Annotated in this window: 13 protein-coding genes; 3 read left to right on the top strand and 10 right to left on the bottom strand. The window is 59.0% G+C overall.

The genetic code is table 11. The annotated features are described in order from the left end of the window. Positions 1 to 127: 127 nt before the first annotated feature. Genes AAGF34_RS08510 through cyoA form a run of 7 tightly spaced genes read right to left on the bottom strand, consistent with a single transcriptional unit; the run spans position 128 to position 6,899 of the window. Complete coding sequence (locus AAGF34_RS08510) at positions 128 to 673, bottom strand: response regulator transcription factor (protein ID WP_342620186.1); 546 nt, start codon at positions 671 to 673, stop codon at positions 128 to 130. Continuing rightward, positions 660 to 1,982 carry an ATP-binding protein gene (locus tag AAGF34_RS08505; protein WP_342620185.1) on the bottom strand — a complete coding sequence of 441 codons (1,323 nt, stop codon included), beginning with the start codon at positions 1,980 to 1,982 and terminating at the stop codon, positions 660 to 662. The genes AAGF34_RS08510 and AAGF34_RS08505 overlap by 14 nt, the downstream gene beginning before the upstream one ends. Beyond that, on the bottom strand, positions 1,966 to 2,784 hold the full coding sequence (locus tag AAGF34_RS08500; protein ID WP_342620184.1) for an SURF1 family protein: 819 nt from the start codon (positions 2,782 to 2,784) through the stop codon (positions 1,966 to 1,968). Before AAGF34_RS08500 ends, AAGF34_RS08505 begins: the two co-directional genes overlap by 17 nt. Before the next feature lie 17 nt (positions 2,785 to 2,801). Beyond that, entirely contained in the window at positions 2,802 to 3,185 is a 384-nt protein-coding gene (gene cyoD, locus AAGF34_RS08495; protein ID WP_342620183.1) for a cytochrome o ubiquinol oxidase subunit IV, read from the bottom strand. Beyond that, positions 3,182 to 3,808 carry a cytochrome o ubiquinol oxidase subunit III gene (gene cyoC / locus AAGF34_RS08490; RefSeq protein ID WP_342620182.1) on the bottom strand — a complete coding sequence of 209 codons (627 nt, stop codon included), beginning with the start codon at positions 3,806 to 3,808 and terminating at the stop codon, positions 3,182 to 3,184. Before cyoC ends, cyoD begins: the two co-directional genes overlap by 4 nt. Positions 3,809 to 3,830: 22 nt before the next feature. Continuing rightward, positions 3,831 to 5,834, bottom strand: coding sequence for a cytochrome o ubiquinol oxidase subunit I (cyoB, locus tag AAGF34_RS08485; protein ID WP_342620181.1), 2,004 nt, complete (start codon positions 5,832 to 5,834; stop codon positions 3,831 to 3,833). Between the two features lie 3 nt (positions 5,835 to 5,837). Next, the gene (gene cyoA / locus AAGF34_RS08480; protein ID WP_342620180.1) at positions 5,838 to 6,899 is read right to left on the bottom strand and encodes a ubiquinol oxidase subunit II; all 1,062 of its coding nucleotides are present in this window, start codon (positions 6,897 to 6,899) and stop codon (positions 5,838 to 5,840) included. A gap of 150 nt (positions 6,900 to 7,049) precedes the next feature. Between cyoA and AAGF34_RS08475 the strand changes: the two genes are divergently transcribed. Together AAGF34_RS08475 and AAGF34_RS08470 are read left to right on the top strand one after the other, a co-directional pair. After that, a complete protein-coding gene (locus tag AAGF34_RS08475) occupies positions 7,050 to 8,372 on the top strand; it encodes an MFS transporter (protein WP_342620179.1) in 1,323 nt (440 codons plus the stop codon). 814 nt (positions 8,373 to 9,186) lie between these two features. After that, positions 9,187 to 9,513 carry a hypothetical protein gene (locus AAGF34_RS08470; protein ID WP_342620178.1) on the top strand — a complete coding sequence of 109 codons (327 nt, stop codon included), beginning with the start codon at positions 9,187 to 9,189 and terminating at the stop codon, positions 9,511 to 9,513. Between the two features lie 178 nt (positions 9,514 to 9,691). Here the strand turns inward: AAGF34_RS08470 and AAGF34_RS08465 are convergent, their stop codons facing one another. From AAGF34_RS08465 to AAGF34_RS08455, 3 genes are read right to left on the bottom strand one after another with little or no spacing between them, the layout of a single operon-like run. Further along, positions 9,692 to 9,937 (bottom strand): hypothetical protein, encoded by a 246-nt coding sequence (locus AAGF34_RS08465; RefSeq protein WP_342620177.1) that lies wholly within the window; start codon positions 9,935 to 9,937, stop codon positions 9,692 to 9,694. A 51-nt stretch (positions 9,938 to 9,988) separates the two neighbouring features. Further along, positions 9,989 to 10,624, bottom strand: coding sequence for a DsbA family protein (locus tag AAGF34_RS08460; RefSeq protein WP_342620176.1), 636 nt, complete (start codon positions 10,622 to 10,624; stop codon positions 9,989 to 9,991). Positions 10,625 to 10,636: 12 nt separating this feature from the next. Further along, positions 10,637 to 11,503, bottom strand: a complete 867-nt coding sequence (locus AAGF34_RS08455; RefSeq protein WP_342620175.1) for an MBL fold metallo-hydrolase — start codon at positions 11,501 to 11,503, stop codon at positions 10,637 to 10,639. Positions 11,504 to 11,633: 130 nt separating this feature from the next. On the opposite strand from AAGF34_RS08455, the gene AAGF34_RS08450 reads away from it, so the two are divergent. Further along, positions 11,634 to 12,524: a LysR family transcriptional regulator gene (locus AAGF34_RS08450; protein ID WP_342620174.1), complete on the top strand. Its 891-nt coding sequence runs from the start codon at positions 11,634 to 11,636 to the stop codon at positions 12,522 to 12,524. Positions 12,525 to 12,616 lie beyond the last annotated feature (92 nt).

Genomic DNA, 12,616 nt, shown 5'->3' with positions numbered 1-12,616 from the left:
ATCACGCGCCTCTATCTCAGGCGTCGACCAGTTGTAGAAGTTCACGCACGACTGCTTAAGTGTTGCAATCGCACCTGTACTGGAAATCGGCAATTGCGCGGAACGCCGGCCGAATCAGCGAGCGTCCCTAGGTAACCCTATGTTTTTCCAACTTTCTCGCCAAGGTCCTGCGGTGCATTCCCAGGCGCCGTGCGGTCTCGGAAATATTGAATCCCGTTTCGGCCAGCACCTCATGGATACGCTCCCACTCCAGGGTTTTGATGGAGGTGGAGCGTTGGGTGAGTTCCACGCCCACGCTGCCTTCCTTGCTCACGAACGCGGCTTCTATGTCGTCGGTATTGGAGGGTTTGGCCAGATAGTGGCAGGCACCCAGTTTGATTGCTTCGACGGCAGTGGCAATGCTGGCGAATCCGGTCAGCACCACGATCTGCATGTTTGCGTAGTGGCGATGCAAGGCTTGCACACACGCCAGGCCCGAAGCCGCGCCATTGAGCTTGAGGTCTACCACCGCATAACCCGGCTTGTGCTCCAACAGCAGTGCATGGACTTCGTCCAGACTGGTTGCACTCAGCACGGTATAGCCGCGCCGCCCGAAGGATCGGCCCAGCGCGCGTGCAAAGGCCGCATCGTCTTCGACGATGAGCAGTTGGCGTTCGTTGCTAGGGGCTTGCATGGGGCGCGATTGTAAGAGGCAACAAAGGCAAGCTCACCTGCACTGAGGCACCACCTTCTGCACGGTTTTGGGCCGTCAGGCTACCGCCCAACGTTCTGGCCACATTGACCGACAAATACAACCCCAGCCCGCTGCCGGGGCGCCCCTTGCTGGACTGGTACGGTCTGCCCAACTGCGCCAGCATCTGCGGCGGGAAACCCGGCCCGTGGTCTGTGACGGTTATGGTCAACTGCCCATCAACGCACTCGGCTTCCATGGCAAACCACAGCGGCGAGGCCTCCAGTGCGTTATCCAACACATTGCAAATCATTTGCTGAATGGTCGAGTCACCCACGATGGCGAGTTCAACGTCACCCCGCAGCGTGTAGTCAAAAGCTGCCACTGCGCGGCTGTTGCGCCAGTCCGTGACAATGTGGTTCAGAAAGTCAGCCACCGTGGTCTTGGCCGAAGACTCGCCGCGCGGTTCACCTGCCGACTGCAGGATGTCGCTCACGATCCGCTTGCAGCGGCGCACCTGCGCTTGCATCTCCACCATCTCGTTGCGCAATTCAGCGTTGCCTTGCAACTCGGGCATGTATTGCCAATCACCCAGGATGACATCCAGCGTGGCCAGGGGCGTACCCAGCTCATGTGCGGCACCCGAAGCCAGCAGGCCCAGGCGCACAATGTGATCGTGCTCTGCAGCGCTTTGCCGCAACTGGGCCAGGTACTTGTCACGCTCGCGCACATTGCGGTTGATGCGGGTGATGGAGACCACCAGCAGTGTGGCGTTCAGCACGAAGCACAACATCATGCCCTGCACGTAGTGACTGCTCAAACCCAGGTCATGGTCCAGTGGCAGACGCAATGGCTGCGACAGCACCGCCAGGGCGGCAAAGCACAGGGTGGTGATAGCGACCAGCATCCAGGTCCAGCGCGCCTTGAGCAGCATGGCTCCCAGAATCACTTGCAGAAGGTAGAGTGATGCAAACGGGTTGGTGGTGCCGCCGCTGAGGTAGAGCTGCACCGTCAACACGGCCACATCGACCAGCAGTGCGATGAACAGTTCGCGGTCGGCTACCTGGGGTATCTCTTGCCAGCGCAGGTGGCTGCCAATGTTGAAGGCAATCAGCACGGCCAGCGTCTGCACCATGGTCGGCAAAGGCAGTGCAACGCCAAACCCCAAGGTCACCACGGCAATGGTGATGATCTGCCCGGCAATGGCGATCCAGCGCAACTGGATCAGCTGATGCATGTTCTTGTGCCCCGCTGCATCCCATTGCGGCAAAGGTATGCCTGCTGTGCGCTCGCGCTCAGCGGCCATCTGCATGCGACTCGTCCTGGTTCACGTCGGGCAATTCCTCTGGATGACGCCCTCGACGCGCATCACGCGCCACCCACCAGGTGGCCCATGCCAACAACGCCGCCAGGCTGTACCAGGTCAGAGCATAGACCAGATGGTTGTTGTGAAAGACCAGCACCGTCATTCCACCTGCGGGCCACTGGGGCTTTGCTCCGGGAATCGTCGGCGTGTCGGGCTCGGCATCGGCATCTATGAAGTAGGGAGCCACGCCCGGGAGTGCATAGGCGGCGGCAATGGCTTGCACGTCCCGCGAATACCAGCGCTTGGCCGCTGCATCGTTGTGTCGCAAAAAGCCCCCGCCCGGCTCACTCAGGCGCAGCAAGCCGCTGATGCGCATCGGCTCCGCTGGTTGCGGTGTCTGCGCCAGTTGGCGCTCCATCACGCTGCGGGCCTCGGGCGGGACGAAGCCACGGTTGACCAGTACACGGTTTCCATCTTCCCCGCGCAAGGGCACGATCAGCCAGTAGCCGCTGCCGAGTCCGGTTGCGGCTTGCACCCAGGAGGACTTGTCTGCCTCCCAGACTCCTTGGGCGCTCACATGCAGGTACTCATAACCGGCCGCATCGATGTGCGGCCACAGTGCCAGCCCGGGTGCGGGCACCGCAGCGGCCTGAACCCGCTGGGCGACGCGCTCCATGAGCGCGAGCTTCCAGGTGCGTCGCTGCAGTTGCCAAGTGCCCAGCGCCAGCAGCCCCATGACCAAGACTGCGGCGAAGCACAGCAGCACCCGTTTCCAAACGGAACGGCGCGGGCGCTTGGGCGGTATCACGGCGACAGCGTCATGCCTCAGGGCAGTTCTTGCATCGAATGCGGAGTGGGCATCATGTTGGTGTTGAGGTGGTACATCACCCAGATCGAACCCGAGAGCATGATGGCCAGCACCGCACCGGTAAAGATCAGCGCCAGCAGAGACCAGCCGCCTTCCACCTTGGCGTTCATGTGCAGGAAATACACCATATGCACCACGATCTGCACTGCCGCCAGGAACAAAATCACCGCGGCCGTGATGCCCGGTGTGGGCAGTACCTTGGCCATGACCAGCCAGAAGGGAATAGCCGTCAGGACCACCGACAGCAGGAAGCCCTGGACATAGCCCTTGACCGTGGCGTGGTAGCCGTCGTCTTCGTGATGCCCGTCATCGTGGTGTTCGTCGTGAGAATGTTGGCTCATGGCAGGGTTCCCATCAGATAGACAAAAGTAAACACGCCGATCCAGACCACATCCAGAAAGTGCCAGAACATGGACAGGCAGGTCAGGCGGCGCTTGTTGGCGGCAGTGAGGCCGCCCTTGCCGACTTGCACCATCAGCGTCACCAGCCAGATCGTGCCGAAGGTGACGTGCAAACCGTGGGTACCCACCAGCGTGAAGAAAGACGACAGGAAGGCGCTGCGCTGCGGGCCCGCACCTTCGTGAATCAGGTGCGCAAACTCATTGAGCTCCAGCGTCAGAAAGCCCAGGCCGAACAGGCCGGTAATGGCCAGCCAGATCAGCACATGTTGCTTCTTGCCATGCTGCATGGCAATCATGGTCATGCCGTAGGTAATGGATGAGAACAGCAACAGCGCGGTGTTGGTGGCCACCACGGGCAGGTCAAACAGGTCGGCACCAGACGGGCCGGCGGCATAGCTGCGACCCAGCACGGCATAGGCCGCAAACAGCACGGCGAACAGCAGACAGTCGCTCATCAGATAGAGCCAGAAGCCCAGCAAGGTGCCTTGCTGCGGATGGTGGCTGCCATCGTCGTAGAAACGCGGCGTGGCGCCGGCGGGGTGGAGGGTAGTGGATGCGGTCATGGGGGTCGTTCTCCTGCGCCGTTCACACCAGAGCCGCGAGGGCCTGGGTACGCGCGTCTTCGGTACGGGTTACCTGGTCGGCAGGAATGTGGAAGTCGCGCTGGTAGTTGAAGGTATGCACGATGGAGCTCACCACCACTGCGGCAAACGACACGATGGCGATCAGCCACATTTGCCAGATCACGGCAAAACCAAGGACCGTGCACAAGCCTGCAATCACCACGCCAGCCGCCGTGTTCTTGGGCATGTGGATGGGCTTGAAGCCGCTGGTGGGGCGCTGGTGGCCGCGCTGCTTCATGTCGTACCAGGCATCGTTGTCGTACACGATGGGGGTAAAGGCAAAGTTGTAGTCAGGTGGGGGCGAAGAAGTGGACCACTCCAACGTGCGCCCACCCCACGGGTCGCCAGTCAGGTCGCGCAGTTGCTCACGGCGCAGGAAGCTCACTACCAGCTGGATCAGGAAGCAGCCAATGCCCAAGGCAATCAGCACCGCGCCGAACGCGGCCACCTGGAACCAGATCTGCAGGGACGGGTCTTCAAAGTGGCTCAGGCGGCGCGTCACGCCCATCAGGCCCAGCACATACAGGGGCATGAAGGCAAAGTAGAAGCCCACGAACCAGAACCAGAACGAGCACTTGCCCCAGAAGGAATCCAGCTTGTAGCCAAACACCTTGGGGTACCAGTAGTTGATGCCGGCAAATGCGCCAAACACCACGCCGCCAATGATCACGTTGTGGAAGTGGGCAATCAGGAACAGGCTGTTGTGCAGGACAAAGTCGGCGGGAGGCACAGCCAGCAGCACGCCGGTCATGCCGCCGATCACGAAGGTGATCATGAAGCCGATGGTCCACAGCATGGGCACCTCAAACTGGATGCGGCCACGGTACATGGTGAACAGCCAGTTGAAAATCTTGGCCCCGGTGGGGATGGAGATGATCATGGTGGTGATGCCGAAGAACGAATTCACGCTCGCACCCGAACCCATGGTGAAGAAGTGGTGCAGCCACACCAGGTACGACAGGATGGTGATCACCACCGTGGCGTAGACCATGGAGGCATAGCCAAACAGGCGCTTGCGGCTGAAGGTGGAAACCACTTCAGAAAAGATGCCGAACACCGGCAGCACCAGGATGTAGACCTCGGGGTGGCCCCAGATCCAGATCAGGTTCACGTACATCATGGCGTTGCCGCCCAGGTCGTTCGTGAAGAAGTTGGTGCCAACGTAACGGTCCAGCGACAGCAGCACCAGCACGGCGGTCAGCACCGGGAAGGCCGCAACGATCAGCACGTTGGTGCACAGGGACGTCCAAGTGAACACGGGCATTTTCATCATGGTCATGCCCGGCGCGCGCATCTTGAGGATGGTGGCAATCAGGTTGATGCCCGACAGCGTCGTCCCCACCCCGGCAATTTGCAAGGACCAGATGTAGTAGTCCACCCCCACATCCGGGCTCTGCAGGATACCCGACAAGGGTGGATAAGCCAGCCAGCCGGTGCGTGCAAACTCACCCACAAACAGCGACAGCATCACCAGCACAGCACCGCTGGCGGTCATCCAGAAGCTGAAGTTGTTCAGGAACGGGAAAGCCACGTCGCGGGCGCCAATCTGCAGCGGCACCACGTAGTTCATGAAGCCGGTGACCAAGGGCATGGCCACGAAGAAGATCATGATCACGCCGTGTGCGGTAAACACCTGGTCGTAATGGTGGGGTGGCAGAAAGCCTGCGTTGTCACCAAAGGAGAGGGCCTGTTGGCCGCGCATCATCAGCGCGTCGGCAAAGCCGCGCAGCAGCATGATGATGGCCATCACGATGTACATCACACCGATGCGCTTGTGGTCGATGCTGGTCACCCAGTTGCGCCAGAAGGTGCCCCAGAGCTTGAAGTAGGTCACCGCTGCAAATACGCCAAGTCCGCCCAGCGCGGCAAAAATGAACGTGCCGACCAGAATCGGCTCGTGGTACGGAATGGCCTCCAGGCTCAGGCGGCCCAGCAGGTTGTTGGTTAAGTCGAATTGTGCAGACATGGTTCAGTTACGGGTGCCGTTGGGGGATGCGTTATCGCTGGGGCCATTGAAGGCCAGGCTGTCCTTGGGGGTGCAGGCCTCGGCCAGCACATAACGCCTGCCGGGCGAAAGCAAGGGCTGGGTGTTGCCCACATCAAACGTGTTCACGCCCATACCGCCACGGGCGTCCACGGCCATCATCTGGCTCATGCACATCTTGCCGGGCTCCACACAGCGGTCCACCACGGTGTCGAACAGCTTGGGCGCCACCTTGGCAAAGTGCTGCACCGGCGCATTGATGCTGGGCTGCTGCAGCCGCAGGTAGTCTTCACGGCCCAGCGTTGCGGATCCCGAGCGGGTCTGCTGGACCCACTGCTCAAAGTCCGCAGCAGCCATACCCTGGAACTTGAAGTGCATGCCCGAGAAGCCCGCACCGCTGTAGTTGGCAGAGAAGCCGTCGTACACCCCCGGCTTGTTGATCACGGCGTGCAGCTTGGTCTCCATGCCGGGCATGGCATAGATCTGCCCCGCCAGGGCGGGAATGTAGAAAGAGTTCATCACCGTGGACGCCGTTATCTTGAAGCGGATGGGCACATCCACCGGAGCCACCAGCTCGTTCACGCTGGCAATGCCCAGCTCGGGGTAGATGAACAGCCACTTCCAGTCCAGCGCCACCACTTCCACCGTCAGCACCGAGGTGCCGGGCGAAATGGGCCGCTCGGCGTCCAGGCGCTGCAGGGGGCGGTAGGGGTCCAGGGTGTGGGTGCTAATCCAGGTCAGCAGCCCCAGTGCAATGATGATCAACAGCGGAGCACCCCAGATCACCAGCTCCAGGGAGGTGGAGTGATCCCATTCGGGTGTGTAGGTTGCGTTCTTGTTGCTTTGGCGGTAGCGCCAGGCAAACAGCAGGGTCAGAACGATCACCGGCACGATGATCAACAGCATCAGTAGCGTGGATACAACAATCAGGTGGGCCTGCTGGGACGCGATGTCACCCGAAGGATTCATCACAACCGTGTTGCAACCGGCCAAACCAGCACAGAACAATAGAAAAAGCGGTCCGTATAGACGCTTGAGATAAGTCATGGGGAAAACCTAGGGGGGCACCGAGGGTGAAAGCGGCTAATCTAGCCGCAGCTAGACCATTTGGCGATTGGACATATTGTCCTAGGTCAAAAGTAGAGCTGGCTCGGTACGGTGAAGAACCAACCTGGGTCAAAAGAACGGAGACAAACCATGATGACTGCTACCGCGAACACCCATTTCAATGAAAGCACGCACACTGACGTTGCCCCACAGGCACCGCACATTGCACCAAGCGAAATCGCAATAGGCGTGATCATCGGCAGAACATCGGAATATTTTGATTTTTTTGTCTATGGAATAGCCTCAGTACTAGTTTTTCCATCCGTGTTTTTCCCGATGGAGACTCGGCTGGATGGCATGCTGCATGCCTTCATGCTGTTTGCGCTGGCGTTTGTGGCGCGACCCCTGGGCACCGTGACCTTCATGGCGCTGCAGCGCCGGTTTGGCCGGGAAAGCAAGCTGACTGCCGCCCTCTTTCTAATGGGCGCGTCTACGGCAGGCATTGCCTTTTTGCCTACCTTTGCGGAATGGGGTTCGCTCTCAGTCATGCTGCTGGCACTGTTTCGCATCGGCCAGGGCATTGCGTTGGGCGGATCATGGGATGGCCTACCCTCGCTGCTGGCATTGAATGCGCCACCGCACAAGCGCGGCTGGTACGCCATGCTGGGCCAACTGGGCGCACCCGTCGGCTTCATTCTGGCTGCCGGGCTGTTTTCCTACCTGCTTGCTGAAATCAACGCGGTGGACTTCACAGACTGGGGCTGGCGCTATCCCTTCTATGTAGCCTTTGCCATCAACGTGGTTGCCTTGTTTGCCCGCTTGCGCCTGGTATCCACTCCGGAGTACGCCCGGTTGCTGGACGCGCATGAGCTGGAGCCCGCCGGGGTTGTGGAAGTGGTGCGCACACAAGGTCGCAACGTGGTCATCGGTGCCTTGGCAGCGCTGGCCAGCTATGCGCTGTTCCATCTGGTCACCGTTTTCCCCCTGTCGTGGATCACCCTCTATTCCTTGCAATCGGCCGACGATATTTTGGCGACTCAGATGGTGGGTGCGGTTCTCGCCATCGTGGGCATTGTGGCCTCGGGCCTGATTTCCGACCGCTTCGGCCGGCGCCGCACGCTGGGTGCTTTGGCACTGCTGATTGCGCTGTTCAGCCTGTTGGCGCCCAATTTACTGGCCGATGGCTGGAATGGCCAGCGCCTGTTCATTCTGCTGGGATTTGCGCTGCTAGGACTGTCCTATGGCCAGGCGTCGGGCGCTGTCGCCGCCAATTTTGCGACCAAGTACCGCTATACCGGTGCTGCCCTGACGTCCGACCTTGCATGGCTAGCTGGCGCTGGGTTCGCGCCGTTGGTGGTGCTGGGGCTGTCTGCACACTTTGGCTTGGCTTACGTGGGGGTCTATCTTTTGACGGGTGCACTTGGCACTTTGGCGGCATTGAGCATCAACCGGGCACTGGAGATTCGTGACTGAGCTTCAAGGTGTTGTCGACCACAGCGTTTAACGAATGCAATCTTTTGTTCATTGAGTACCGGCCATCTTAGTCAAAGATTACTCGAAGGCATTCCATCATCGCATGTTGTCTCGATCGTCCGGATCAACTTCCTATTTGTGAAGATTTCACCGCCATCGGAGCGCTTTCAGGCCAGAGGACGGAGAGCAGCGGGATTGGTCTGAAACCTGCGGCACTTGCCTGAACAGGAGACCACATCATTCGCACGGCTTGAACGACATCTTTGACCTCTCGACGCAATTACGTACCCAACTACTTAAGTCACAGCACGTGAACAGTTCATTGCGCAGGATGGAATGTCCTAAGCCAGCCTTCTCCACAGCAAATCCTTCCAGTGACCAAACTCAAAGTGCTCGAGAGATGGATTGACGGTGCTGCCCGAGACCGGCAGTTCACCGCTGTGAAGAGCGCATGCGGTTCACAAACATGGGCATGCTCCGTCCTCAAGAAATGGCGTATTCCTTCATTGACGCGAATGATGAGCAGGCGGTCGGAGCTAGGCCTTTTTAGCAACACACGTTGGCTGCATACAAGCAGCTTCACCGGGGAAAGAACGACATTCCTATGGCCGCGGCACAATACCAGTATCTTGTAACAGAACGTGATGGTGACAGACACCTACCGCACCAAATAGTATTCGCAAACGAGGCCCTCTTAGAACACCCCCCGTTAGCATTTGATTTCGTTAACAGTGCTCTACACCTAGATCGTCACCCCTGAGCTATGTCACCCGGGGCTGAAATACTGATGCAGTATGGAGTGAAGCAGTGAGTGATGAACAAGCACATAATTCTTCAAATGAAAAACCCAATACAAATCAAAATTGTGCTCTTAAGCTTGACTATATGCTTCGGCGTCTCGGCCATTGCAGAAGAGACTACGGCGCCCGCAGTGGAATCTCCACCGTCTAAGGTTGTGAAGGTCAAGAAGGCAATTAAGCACGGAGCGACGGCGGCCGTTCATGGGGTTGAGCGTGGTGCACATGCAGTTGCCAATGGAGTTGAGCGAGGAGCTGCGGCAACCGACCGTGCATTAAAAAAAGTGGTTCGCAAAGTGAAGGGCACTAACTCTCCGGCGCCTTCGGAGACAGATAGCAAATAAGCCGCTTTCGATTCGGGTTTGGCGAATCCCTGTAGAGCAACACAGACATCCAGCCAGACGGATGTTGTGGTCCAGAAGACAGTTGAATCGTATCGGCAGTGAGTGGCTGCATTCTGTAAAGTCCACTTGAGAAGTGATCAGCTCTTCACGACCAACTGCAGTCAACCGCGACTGACCGCTATCTCCCCGCGAGTTTGATCGCAGCACTTAAGCGCTCTAACTCTTCCTCCAGTGTTCCGCGGCTGCGGAAATGTCGGCCCGCCTTGTCGTACCAGTATTCGGCATCTTCCAGGTCACCCTCCTGGATATGCAAGATGCCGTGCAACCATGCGCCCAGCAACGAATCGTCGCGCTGCACCAAATCGTGCGCTTGGGTCCAGCGTTCTTCGCGCATGTGCAGCAAGACTTGTTGAAGGGTATCCATGGCGCTCCTTGCTGTGGGGTGGAATCGGTGGTGCGCACATGCTACTGTGCATCAGGCCGCAGCGATGTGGGTGAGCAGATTGTCAAAGGCTCCGTAAAGCAAGTTGCCAGGCAGTAATCTGACGCCTTTGTCATCACTGACCAACGCAGTGGGAACACCCTGCGCTCCGAGTTCCCGCATCAAGGTTTGCGCTTTCCGCAGGCGTGCGTTGTTGGCTGCCAATAAGGTTGGGTTACCTGCAACCATGAGGTCCGCCGCGGCGTCTTGACCGATGCCACGCAGCAGCTTTTCCACGACAGCCATGGCACTGGTGTTCAGCCCCTGCACATAACGCGCTTCTTGTAGTGCCTTCAGCGTTGCCAATTCATGCTCCGGGGCCGTGATGGCCACCGCAGTCAGAGCCAGCGTGGAGGCGCTGGAGTCAAAGCGGCTGCCACGCTGTCCCAGCACCTGGGTGCGGTATTCTTCGCTGAAGGGTTGACCGGTGAGCTTCTGAATGCGCAGGTCATTGGACCAGGCGAAGTCCGCAAAGGCGGCGTCCATCACTCGCCCACCGCCTGCAAAGAGGCCCGTGGGCGCCAGTTCCAGGCGGATATGGGTTTGCTTTGCGAGTCGCTGCACTGCGGGTGATGCGCCATAACACCAACCGCACAAGGGATCGAAGAGATAGGTAATGGTGGTGCCCATGGTGTTATCTCCTTACCACTTCATCTCGCCAGTGTTGACCTTTGCGCCAATGTCCAGAGACATGGCACCGTCGCTTACCTGCGGGTACGACCGCTGCGTGGCGCTGATCAGTTCGGCGCTGGTTTTGCTGGTGGCCAGATTTTTCTCGAAGGTCTGCAAATAGTCTTTGGTGAATGCAATGGCGCTGGCGTCCAGCGTGGTACCGGCTTTCATGTGGCCGGGCACCACCAGAGAGGGTTGCAACGCTGCCATCTCATCGAGTTGTGCAACCCATGCCGCGCGCTCTGCTGCAGTTTGGGTGTCAGCCGTCCAGACATGCATGTTGCCAAACACGCCAATATTGCCCACGACGGCCTTAATCGAAGGAATCCATGCATAGGGGCGGTGTGCCAGTAAACCTTGGGTGCCACGGATTTCAATCGTCTGACCTTCCAACGTCAGGGTGTTGCCAACGAGCGCGCGTGGCAGCACAGGCGTATGTGGTGCATTGGCGCCCATCTTCGGGCCCCAGAAGGCCACCTTGCCTGCCACCTTGGGCTTAAGCTTCTCCAGCACGGCGGTGGTGGTCACCACGTCCGCTTGCGGGAATACTTCCTTCAGGGTTTCGACGCCGAAGTAGTAGTCGGGATCGGCCTGGCTCACGTAGATGGTGGTGAGTTGCTTGCCGCTGTCGAGCACATTGGCGGCGATGCGCAGGGCGTCGGCGCGGGTGAAGCCAGCGTCAATCACTATGGCATCTTTTTCGCCAGTCACCAGCGTGGAATTGACGTTGAAGCTGCTGCCTGCGGCGTTGTAGACCTTGACGGTCAAGGGTTGTTCGGCCAGAGCGGATGTGAAGGCAATGGCCAAAGATGCGGCGACTACGGTGGTACGGATCATGGTGAACTCCTGTGGATGGGTCAGATGGATTGGCGGGGACGCTTTGCAGCGTTGGTTTGGACTTTAGTTTCAATGGGCGCACAGATAAATCCCATAATCCGGCCATTACTGTTTCATTAATAGAGCAAATATGGACCGATTGACTGCCATGCAGGTGTTTGTAGAAGTAGCCAACAACGGCAGCTTCAGTGCCACGGCCGACAAACTGGACATGTCGCGTGCCATGGTCACGCGCTATGTAGCCGAACTGGAGCAGTGGCTTGGCGCGCGCCTTTTGCAGCGCACCACGCGCAGCGTGACCCTCACTGACGCGGGCGAAAACTGCTTGCGACGCAGCCAGCAAATGCTGGCACTGATGGAAAACGTGGAAGAAGAAAGCAGCAACCACGGAGACACCCTGCGCGGGCAGTTGCGCATCACCTGCAGCATGTCGTTTGCCTATTCGCAGATGGCAGCCGCCGTGGTGGATTTCTTGAAACAACACCCCCAACTCAAGATGGATCTCAACGCCAGCGAGGGCGCGCTCAACCTGATCGAGTCGCGCATTGACTTGGCCATTCGCATCAGTGCAGAGCCGGACCCATCTCTCATTGGCCGCGTGCTGGCGCCATGCCACTCGGTACTGGTGGCATCACCTGCCTACCTGGCACAGCATGGCGTGCCCCAGACGCCTGCCGACCTGGCCACGCACCGCTGCTTGAGTTACGCCAATTTTGGCAAAAGCGTGTGGAAGCTTCGGCGTGGTGCAGAGACCAGCGAAGTCCGGGTGGCCAGCCACTTCAGCGCCAATGAGGCAACGGCTTTGCTCTGGGCCGCACGCACCGGCGGAGGCATTGCGTTGCAGCCAACTTATCAGGCAAACATGTATTTGCGAGATGGCAGCTTGCAAGTGGTGCTACCCGATTGGAAGCTGCCCGACATGGCGATCTACGCGCTGTATCCCTCGCGCAAACACCTGTCACCCGCCGTGCGCGCCTTGCTGGATTTTTTGGTGGAACGATTCGCCACGCTGCCTTGGTAAGTACAACGTTTCCAGGCCGCATTCTTCCATTTAATAGCGGCATGAATTTATGCCATTGGGCAGAGTTTGGCTGTTCCATACAGTCCCTCTCC

The organism is Rhodoferax sp. GW822-FHT02A01, from assembly GCF_038784515.1.
GTDB lineage: Bacteria > Pseudomonadota > Gammaproteobacteria > Burkholderiales > Burkholderiaceae_C > Allorhodoferax.
Note: the sequence above shows the minus strand (reverse complement) of the source record. Positions and strands in the feature narration are given on the sequence as shown.

Coding starts and splice junctions, on each gene's coding strand:
- AAGF34_RS08510 (WP_342620186.1), bottom strand. CDS start 673: ATGCAAGCCCCTAGCAACGAACGCCAACTGCTCATCGTCGAAGACGAT.
- AAGF34_RS08505 (WP_342620185.1), bottom strand. CDS start 1,982: ATGCAGATGGCCGCTGAGCGCGAGCGCACAGCAGGCATACCTTTGCCG.
- cyoD (WP_342620183.1), bottom strand. CDS start 3,185: ATGAGCCAACATTCTCACGACGAACACCACGATGACGGGCATCACGAA.
- cyoC (WP_342620182.1), bottom strand. CDS start 3,808: ATGACCGCATCCACTACCCTCCACCCCGCCGGCGCCACGCCGCGTTTC.
- cyoB (WP_342620181.1), bottom strand. CDS start 5,834: ATGTCTGCACAATTCGACTTAACCAACAACCTGCTGGGCCGCCTGAGC.
- cyoA (WP_342620180.1), bottom strand. CDS start 6,899: ATGACTTATCTCAAGCGTCTATACGGACCGCTTTTTCTATTGTTCTGT.
- AAGF34_RS08475 (WP_342620179.1), top strand. CDS start 7,050: ATGATGACTGCTACCGCGAACACCCATTTCAATGAAAGCACGCACACT.
- AAGF34_RS08470 (WP_342620178.1), top strand. CDS start 9,187: ATGAACAAGCACATAATTCTTCAAATGAAAAACCCAATACAAATCAAA.
- AAGF34_RS08465 (WP_342620177.1), bottom strand. CDS start 9,937: ATGGATACCCTTCAACAAGTCTTGCTGCACATGCGCGAAGAACGCTGG.
- AAGF34_RS08460 (WP_342620176.1), bottom strand. CDS start 10,624: ATGGGCACCACCATTACCTATCTCTTCGATCCCTTGTGCGGTTGGTGT.
- AAGF34_RS08455 (WP_342620175.1), bottom strand. CDS start 11,503: ATGATCCGTACCACCGTAGTCGCCGCATCTTTGGCCATTGCCTTCACA.
- AAGF34_RS08450 (WP_342620174.1), top strand. CDS start 11,634: ATGGACCGATTGACTGCCATGCAGGTGTTTGTAGAAGTAGCCAACAAC.